The organism is Robiginitalea sediminis, assembly GCF_002198115.1.
Classification (GTDB): Bacteria; Bacteroidota; Bacteroidia; order Flavobacteriales; family Flavobacteriaceae; genus Robiginitalea; species Robiginitalea sediminis.
On sequence record NZ_NGNR01000004.1, the window covers coordinates 358267 to 367225 of the forward strand.

The 8959-nt window shown below is 55.4% G+C and carries 7 protein-coding genes; 1 reads left to right on the top strand and 6 read right to left on the bottom strand.

Features of this window, described 5'->3' with window-relative positions; genetic code table 11:
- Window positions 1-101: 101 nt before the first annotated feature.
- Window positions 102-743, top strand: coding sequence for an O-methyltransferase (locus tag CA832_RS14135; RefSeq protein WP_088342273.1), 642 nt, complete (start codon window positions 102-104; stop codon window positions 741-743).
- Here CA832_RS14135 and CA832_RS14140 read toward each other — a convergent pair.
- The 6 genes from CA832_RS14140 to CA832_RS14165 all read right to left on the bottom strand — a co-directional run bounded on the left by CA832_RS14140 (window position 721) and on the right by CA832_RS14165 (window position 6106).
- Window positions 721-1281, bottom strand: coding sequence for a phosphatase PAP2 family protein (locus CA832_RS14140; protein WP_088342274.1), 561 nt, complete (start codon window positions 1279-1281; stop codon window positions 721-723). The two genes, CA832_RS14135 and CA832_RS14140, sit on opposite strands and share 23 nt — an antisense overlap.
- A 6-nt stretch (window positions 1282-1287) precedes the next feature.
- Window positions 1288-1566 (bottom strand): Sec-independent protein translocase subunit TatA/TatB, encoded by a 279-nt coding sequence (locus CA832_RS14145; protein WP_088342275.1) that lies wholly within the window; start codon window positions 1564-1566, stop codon window positions 1288-1290.
- A gap of 82 nt (window positions 1567-1648) precedes the next feature.
- Entirely contained in the window at window positions 1649-3958 is a 2310-nt protein-coding gene (locus tag CA832_RS14150; RefSeq protein ID WP_088342308.1) for a M1 family metallopeptidase, read from the bottom strand.
- Window positions 3959-4023: 65 nt separating this feature from the next.
- The gene (locus tag CA832_RS14155) at window positions 4024-4533 is read right to left on the bottom strand and encodes a DUF6702 family protein (RefSeq protein ID WP_088342276.1); all 510 of its coding nucleotides are present in this window, start codon (window positions 4531-4533) and stop codon (window positions 4024-4026) included.
- Between the two features lie 48 nt (window positions 4534-4581).
- Complete coding sequence (locus CA832_RS14160; RefSeq protein ID WP_088342277.1) at window positions 4582-5391, bottom strand: peptidase associated/transthyretin-like domain-containing protein; 810 nt, start codon at window positions 5389-5391, stop codon at window positions 4582-4584.
- Entirely contained in the window at window positions 5363-6106 is a 744-nt protein-coding gene (locus CA832_RS14165) for a hypothetical protein (RefSeq protein WP_088342278.1), read from the bottom strand. Before CA832_RS14165 ends, CA832_RS14160 begins: the two co-directional genes overlap by 29 nt.
- Between the last annotated feature and the right edge of the window lie 2853 nt (window positions 6107-8959).

Genomic DNA, 8959 nt, shown 5'->3' on the forward strand with positions numbered 1-8959 from the left:
AAGGTACGCAATTCTCGAAAGGGTAGCCCGGCAATCCGGGGTCGGCCCTAAAAGGTCAAAACCGTTTCGGATTCCCTACTTTTGGGGAAATTTCCGCAATCATGCATTTTTTATCTGCCGCCCTGGAAAGCTATATCGCCCAATGTTCCGAAGCGGAGCCGGAACTGCTCCGGGAACTCACCCGGGAAACCCACCTGAAGGTCCTCCGCCCCCGGATGATAACCGGGCACTACCAGGGGCGCGTTTTAAGCCTTATTTCCCGCCTGGTACGGCCAACCTATATCCTGGAAGTGGGGACCTATACCGGATACTCCGCACTGTGTCTGGCCGAGGGGATGGCCCCGGACGGGCAGCTACATACCATAGACATCAACCCGGAACTCACGGAACTGCAGCGCCGGTATTTTGACAGCAGCCCCTATGGCCAGGCGATTATCCAGCATACCCGCCCCGCCCTTGAGGTGATTCCCGGCCTGGACCTGACTTTCGACCTGGCCTTTATCGATGCGGAAAAAAAGGAATACCCGGAATACTTCGAAGCCATCCTGCCCAAGATGCGCAAGGGCGGCCTCATATTGCTGGATAATGTATTGTGGTCCGGCAAGGTACTGGACCCCATTGAGAAAAAAGACAAGGTAACCCCCATCCTGAAAAACCTCAACGAATCCCTGCCTTCCGACCCCAGGGTACGGACGGTGTTGCTTCCCATCCGGGACGGGCTTACTGTATGTACGGTTGAATAAGGCTGCGGTAGACCCTGTAAAACACCAGGGCCAGGACGATACCGGCAACGGTGCCCACCAGGATGTCCAGGGGGTAGTGTACCCCCACATAGATACGGCTGAAGGCAAACAACAGGGGCCAGAGGAAAATCAGGAATGCCCAACGGGAATGGTGCCGCAAAAAGAGGAAAGTAAAGGTACTCACCGAAAAGGAGGAAGAGGCGTGGCCGGAGAAAAAGCTATAGGTGGATGGACGTCTGAGCACCCGGATCAGGCCATTTACCCCCAAATCGTTGTTGGGCCGCAGCCGCCCCACCCACTCCTTGGTCAGGTCGGTCAGCAGCAGCATACAGGTGAGCATCACCAGGGCCGTAATCAAAATAGCCAGCCCTTCCCGGGTATGGAATTTCCGGAAAAGCAACACGATGAGGAACAGGAAAAGAGGTGCCCAGGTATGGATATCCGTCACCGCCTGCCAGAAACCGTCGTAGGTTTCTATCCCGAGTCCGTTCAGGTAAATCAGGACCTCCCGGTCCCATTGGAGGAGGCGTTCGAGCATGAGGGGTTATTTGCGGCTGATGGTGCCCCCTACATCATCCAGGTTCTTCTTGACCGACTTGATATCTTCTTCGATTTCCTTGGTAAAGGAAGTATCGATCCCCTGCTTCTCCGCGCTCTTGTGGATTTCGCGTTTGATATCCTCGGTGGCGTCCTTCAGCTGCCGCATGCCCTTGCCAAGGCCCTTGGCAATACCGGGGATTTTATCGGCCCCGAATACCATGACCACAATAAAGAGGATGAAAAAAATTTCCGCCCCGCTGATGAAAAGTAGATACAACGCCATAGCACAAATATAAGCAAGTTTCAGACCCGCCCATAAAAAAAGTCCCGATGGCTGGCATCGGGACTTTCCTGGGTTTTAAGGGTTATTTCCCCTTGATATTCTCCTTGAATTGCTCGAATTCGGAAGGGGCCTCCTCGCTGGGCCACTGGTTGTTTTCCGTATCGATATCGGCTGTTTCCGCGTCCGGGTCTACCACGATCCCAACCAGTTCCTGGCTGGAAGAAAGCACCCGGCTGACCTCCTTATCGTTTTTTCTCCAGATTTCCGGCGGGTAGGTCACCCGTTCGGTACTGCCGTCGGCGTAGGTATATTCCACGATCAGCGGCATGGGGATGCCTCCCGGTTTCTCGAAGGTCACCTCATAGAAGAACTTAGGCTCTTCCAGGCGCTCGCGCTCTTCAGCCGTCATATTGTCCATCATGAATTCCTTGAGCGGCTGGGAAATCTCAGAGGGCTTTTTACCCTTCAGGTCCGGGTCGTAGTCCTCGCTGTCTTCCTCGGCCAGGTATACCAGGGGCGGCAACTGGTCCTCGGTAATACCGTTGTTGGCCATATATTCCTTCATCTGCTGGGTGGGCTTGTCGGAAACGTAATATTTCTTTACTCCCTTAACCCCGATGTCCACGTAATCGGTAGTATAGAACCAGGACCTCCAGAACCAGTCCAGATCTACGGCAGAAGCATCTTCCATGGTCCGGAAGAAATCCTCCGGGGTGGGGTGCTTAAACTTCCAGCGCTGGGCATAGGTCTTAAAGGCGTGGTCGAAAAGCTCGCGGCCCATAACGGTCTCCCGGAGGATATTCAGGGCCGTGGCAGGCTTTGCATAGGCGTTCGGGCCCAACTGGTAGACGTTCTCCGGGTTGGACATGATTGGGGCAATGTAGCTCTGGTCTCCCGCCATATAGGGTACTATGGCAGAAGGGGCGCCCCGGCGCGAGGGATATTTTTCATTAGGCGAAATCACCTGCGGATATGCCTCCCCGAATTCCTGTTCGGCCAGGTACTGCATAAAGGTATCGAGGCCTTCGTCCATCCAGCCCCACTGGCGCTCGTCCGAGTTCACAATCATGGGGAAGAAGTTGTGGCCCACTTCGTGGATGATCACCGAGATCATCCCGTACTTCACGCGGTCGGAGTAGGTACCGTCTTCGTTCGGGCGGCCGTAATTCCAGCAGATCATGGGGTATTCCATGCCCTGGTTTTTGGCGTGAACGGAAATGGCTTTGTGGTAAGGGTAGTCGAAGGTGTGGGCCGAATAGCTCTTCAGGGTGCTGGCCACAACCTTGGTGGAGAGCTCTTCCCAAAGCGGGTTACCCTCCTTAGGATAGAGGGAAACGGCCATCACGTCCTTGCCCCCGATTTTTACGGCCATCATATCCCAGATGAATTTCCGGGAGGTGGCGAAACCGAAATCGCGGACCATATCGGCCTTGAACTTCCAGGTCTTGGTCTTGTCCGAGAACCCTTTTTCGGCGGCTTCCACTTCTTCCTGAGTAACAATCATCACCGGCTGGTCGTAGGTCTTTTTGGCCTGCTCATACCGGCGCATCATTTCTTTGCTGAAGACCTCTTTGCGGTTCTGAAGGACCCCTGTGGCATCCAGCACGTGGTCGGCCGGAACGGTGATATTCACCTCGTAGTTACCAAAGGGCAGGGCAAATTCCCCGCTCCCCCAAAACTGGTGGTTTTGCCATCCTTCCACATCGTTGTAGACGGCCATACGGGGAAAGAACTGGGCAATCACATAGGCGCGGTTGCCGTCCTTGGGGAAATACTCATATCCGGAACGGGCCCGGTTAACGGTGTGGTCCGGGATGTTGTACCACCATTTAATGCTGAAGGAAACCTGCTCCCCGCTTTTGAGCGGCTGAGGGATGTTTACCCGCATCATGGTCTGGTTCACCGTATAGGATAGCGGCTTACCTTCGGCATCGCGCACATATTCAATGTTAAAACCGCCATCGAAAGGCTCCCCGAGGTATTCCCCCGCAAAGGACCCTGTGCGGTAGGCCAGCGGCACCCCACCCCCATTGCGCAGGGGCGATTTGGAATCCTTGGCCCTGACGTTCTGGTCCAGTTGTACCCAGAGGAATTCCAGGACGTCCGGGGAATTGTTGTGGTAGGTGATGGTTTCTTCCCCGTAAATCCGGGCCTCCTTGTCGTCCAGGGTGATGTCCATCTTGTAGTCGGCCTGCTGCTGGTAGTAATCCGGCCCGGGGGCCCCGGAAGCAGAGCGATAGGTATTGGGCGTAGCCATTTCCTGGTACATCTGGCGGAATTTGCTCTCATTCAGGTGCCCGGGTTGCCGTTCCTGGGTTTCCGGTTCCTCCTGTGCAAAAAGCGCCGCTGCAAAGAGGTAGCACACGGCGGTGAATACGTACTTGATTCTCATAGTGGATATGTTGGAAATTTTGTCGCGGGAAATTAACATTTTACCCCGAATTGCCCTGTCAGGGCTCATAAGTTTAACATTCCTTTATTGTTCTCCCGGATCAGTACAAAGCTTTTACGCTTGCCCTGAACTTTTATATGAACGAGGTTTTTTTGCTCCTCGAACAGGTCGGTGAGCACGTCGTTACGCACTTCCACTGTCTTGAGGTTTTCCGGGGCCACCCCGGGCACCTCGAGATAACACACAATCAGATCCTTGTCGAAACGGTAGCCCACAAAGGTGAAGTCCCGTGCCTCTCCGTTCACGGCGAAGCCGAACTTGGTACGGAAATACCGTTCTACATAAGCCTTGGCCAGGCCCGATTCCTCAGGTGTCCCCAAACGCGCCTGAACATCGTAGCGCTCCAGCAGCACCGCCTCCAGGTCGTCTATAAATACCCGGCTGATGACCTGCAGGGCCTGGTCCTTCTCGGAATACTCCACGTTGGTGACACTTACATAGAACTTATGAAGGGCTGTAAAACTGCTCATGGTACCCATCAGGATAAGCAGCAATAGGGAGATGCGGTTTTTCATCAGGTAAGTATTCTTTCCGTTATCCGGCAAAAGGCATGCCAGGTATTCTTATTCATCCATGGGGTTATACCCCTTGTATTCTTCGCTTTTCCTGCGCAGGAAGGCCCAGATCTTCAACTGGTCTTCGGAAGCTGCAACTTCCTCAAAAAGGGAATCCACCTCGCAAAAGTACATGAAGTCCTCTATACGGGGGGCCGGGATCCCCAGGTCCTGTACAATAACGCTGTCTGTGACCTGCAGGCGGATGCGCCGGGCCTGGTCGTAACGGCGTTCGTAGGCCAGTTGCTTCTTAAGCCGTCGTGTACGCCCGGTTATGGCATTCAAAATCGGGTTAAGGGGGACAATCCCGCCCCCGGTGGTGGCTTCGTTCAGGCGGTTTTCCGTGGGGGTCCACTTGCGGGCATTGGCGTTGGGCAGCCCCAGAGACCAGGAGGTCACCACCTCCTTTTCCGGCAGGCGTTCCAGGTCCTTGGTCAGGTCCCCGGTAAGGTCGTAGGGGGTAACCACCACCTCCTCCAACTCATTGACAAAGGGTTCCAGGGGCACGCGGATGGCAGCCACCTCAAACATGGCCTCCCTTACCACCAGGGTCTGCCTGCGGTAGCGTACGGCAGAGAACAACAGGGTATCCCCTGTCTCGGCATTGATGCGAAACTGACCTGTCTCGTTTGAAATCGTTGCAGTCTGGGCAGAAAGGTTAAGCACGTGGACGTCGGAGACCCCCTGGTCCCCTTCCACCACCTCGCCCCTCAGGAACCGCTCCTGCTGGCCATGGGCCTGAAAGCTGCTGAGCAACCCCGCAAGGGCCAGGGCAATTACCCAGCCGGGCCTATTCCATCGTTTTGCGGAACGCGTCACTTTGCTTGACCAAAAAATCGATGAGCTCAAACTCGTTCTCCTTCCTCAACAGGCTCCTCGGGGGCATCTGGTTGTCGCAGAAATCCAGGAATTGACCGATGCGGTCCGGGGGGATTTTCAGATCGCGGATAAAAAACGCTTCGTCGTAAATCTGCACCAGCACATCGCTCATTTTCAGGGTGGGCGCCTGCTCCTCCGCGGTGTCCTTTTTCAGGGTGCCGGCCAGCAGTTTGAAGATGTTGACGAAATTCAGGCCGTACTGCATTCCCCTCACAGTCTGGTCCTCGGCGATATTCTGGAATTCGGAGGTCTCGTCCGTATCGTAGTCGAACTGCTTAAAGTCCTCATTCTGAAGGCGCAGGAACTCCTGTTGCTCCTCCGGGCTTACGGTAACCTCGTCCAGCTCGGTCACCTTCTCGTTGACCTCCACCACCAGGCGGTTGCGCCTGAGGATTTCCTCGCTTACCTCAACGACCTCCAACTCGTAGTTCAGGGCCATAAAAACCAGTTCGTCACCCAGCTTAACGGGAATGGTAAAGGCCCCGCTGTCGTCGGTAATGGTGGCCAGGCCGGCCGTGGTATTGATCACATTCTCATTGGGCACCGGGGTGTTGCGGTACAACACGCTCCCGCGGAGCAGTTCCCGGTCCTCATCCTGAGCTGCTACCGGCGAAAAAATCCCGAGTGTCAGCGCCAGTATCAGCAGTTTTTTCATGATGTGCAAATCTGGTAACGAATATAAAGAAAGCGCACGAGGGCCTAAAAAAAAACCCGGGGGCCTTAAACTTATGTTAATCCCCCTGAAAACGGCCAATTCCCTGCTTGCCCCCTGCGGTGCCGAAGGCCAATTTTGCCCCTTAGCCCACTCCGTTCAACGCAATTTTCAGCCCTTCGGGCTAATTTCTATGACGGTAACCTTCAGAATTTTAATTTTGTAGGGTAGGCCAATTCCCGCAAGGCGATGCACAAACGCCCCGGGCAGACGGCCACCCCCAAAAAATCGCCATATGAGAACTCGATTCCTGCTTGCCCTTGCCGGGGCTTTGCTGCTGCAGATGCCCCTCAGCGCTCAGGTTAAAATCGGCAACAACCCCCAAACCATCCACCCGTCTTCCCTGCTGGAGCTGGAGAGCTCGGACCGGGTCCTGGTCATCTCCCGGGTCAGCACGGCCCAGATGGAGGCCATCGTGCCCGAACGCGGTGCCCTGGTCTACAACACGGACGAGCAATGCCTTTTTTACTATGACGGGCTGCAATGGCAGAACGTCTGCGCCTCCCTACCCTACCAGTTTACCACGGACCCCATCGTCAATACGGCGGAGACCATTGTGATTACCGAAAACGGGGAGGTTTTTAATTTTGAGGTAGGCGAGATCCGCAGCGAGAATATCGCGGATTTCAGCATCTCGGGGGTAGACATCCAGAACAACGCCATAGGTGCAGACAAGCTGGCCCCGGATGCGGTGGGCACCGAGGAGTTGCAGGACAATTCCATTGCCGATGCCGAGATCAACTTTGCCGAGGTGACCCTCTCGGATTTTACCAACGACGCCGGGTACCTCACCACGGCAGACCTGGTGAGCGCAGACGACGATAACGTGCTCTTTAACGGAACCGACGGCGGGGTGTATTACAACGACCAGTTCCTGATAGACGCTATTGACCTGAACACCACCCTGCTGAACGCCAAGGAAAACCTTTCCAACAAATCCGACGATGCGCTCCTGGGCGATACCAACCCCTCCACCACCCTCTACCCTACCCAGAATGCCGTAAAGACCTATGTGGACAACGCCATTGGCGGGGCCACCATTACCGGCGACCCCAATGGGGTGTTTTTTGCCGATGCGACCACAGGGGCGCCCACTACCAACGCGCCCTCCTTCCAATGGGACCAGACCAAACGCAATGGCCTGGGGGCTTTGGGTATTGGTATAGACGATGGCTCATTCGGGAACCACGCCCGGGTGCAGATTGCCGAGCGCAGGTCCGGGCAGGTGGCCTACCCGCTGGAGATCCAGAACCGCCTGAATATCGACAACAACGGGACTGCTGCAGCCATCCTGTTCTCGGTGGAGAATTCCGCCACCGCCTTCGGAAAAGGGGCGCTGGCCTATGAACGCACCAATTCCTTTGCCCGGGGCTCCTTCCACATATTACAGAACCAGGCCACCAATACCAATATCCCCACCCTGGCCGATGCCGTCTTTACGGTGACCAATGCCGGACAGGTCGGGATTGGCACCACTACCCCGGCAGGCGCCAACCTGCTGCAGGTTGCGGGCAGGACACAGACCTCAGAGCTTTCTGTAACGGGATCCTTGCTGGATTCCGGCGGGAATGCCGGGGCTGCAGGCCAGTTGCTCAGCAGCACGGGCGGGGGCACCCAGTGGATTGCCGCCCCCTCGGGCGCAGACGGGGTAATCACAAATATCACCCCCGTAGCCAACGGGTTTAACGTAACCGGGGCTGGCGGGGCCTTCAACGGGACTGTAGACCTGGATCCCAATTTTGTCACCGAAACCGAGTTGGCTGCGTTATCTGTGGACGATGCGGATGCCAACCCCACCAATGAGCTGATTCAGACCTTTCAGATCAATGGCACCAATCTGGAGCTCGTTGAACAGGGGAATACCTTCAGCGTACCCACCACCGGGTTTGGTACAGACGACCAGGTGGCTGCTGAAGTGGGCGTGACCCTGACTCCTTTGAACTATTCCCCTTCGGACGTGAGCGTAGAAGGGCACCTGGAAGGAATTGATGCGGCGTTGGCCGGAGGTGGAGGTGCTGATGACCAAACCGCTGCAGAAGTACCCTACGACCCAACCGCCTCGGGACTCGCCGGAACAAACGTACAGGACGCGATTGACGAAATTGCAGCAGGGGGCAGTACAGATGATCAAACGGCAGCCGAGGTACCCATTGCAGATGCCGGAGGAAACTTTACTGCATCAGATGTAGAAGGGGCCCTTGCAGAACTTGCTGCAGGCGGAGGAACTGATGACCAGAACATCTCCGGATCCGTCCTGGTTGGAGAAACATTGACCATTGGGATCGAAGGGGGTACCTCCGAAGATGTTGACCTTTCACCCTTCGCTCTGGATACTGAGGTAACAGCCGCGATTGCCGCTTCAGAGGCACTCGACGGAGATACCAGCAACACCAATGAAATTGAACTCCCTGTCGGAGGGAATAATGGTGACATCCTTTCTACAGATGGTGCAGGCACTTACTCATGGATAACAAACTCCAGCACAGACGACCAGAACATTTCCGGATCCGTGCTGGTAGGAGAAACCCTGACCATTGGGATTGAAGGGGGCACCTCCGAAGATGTTGACNCCTTTCACCCTTCGCTCTGGATACTGAGGTAACAGCCGCGATTGCTGCTTCAGAGGCACTCGACGGAGATACCAGCAACACCAATGAAATTGAACTTCCTGTCGGAGGTAATAATGGTGACATCCTTTCCACAGATGGTGCAGGCACTTACTCATGGATAACAAACTCCAGCACAGACGACCAGAACATTTCCGGATCCGTGCTGGTAGGAGAAACCCTGACCATT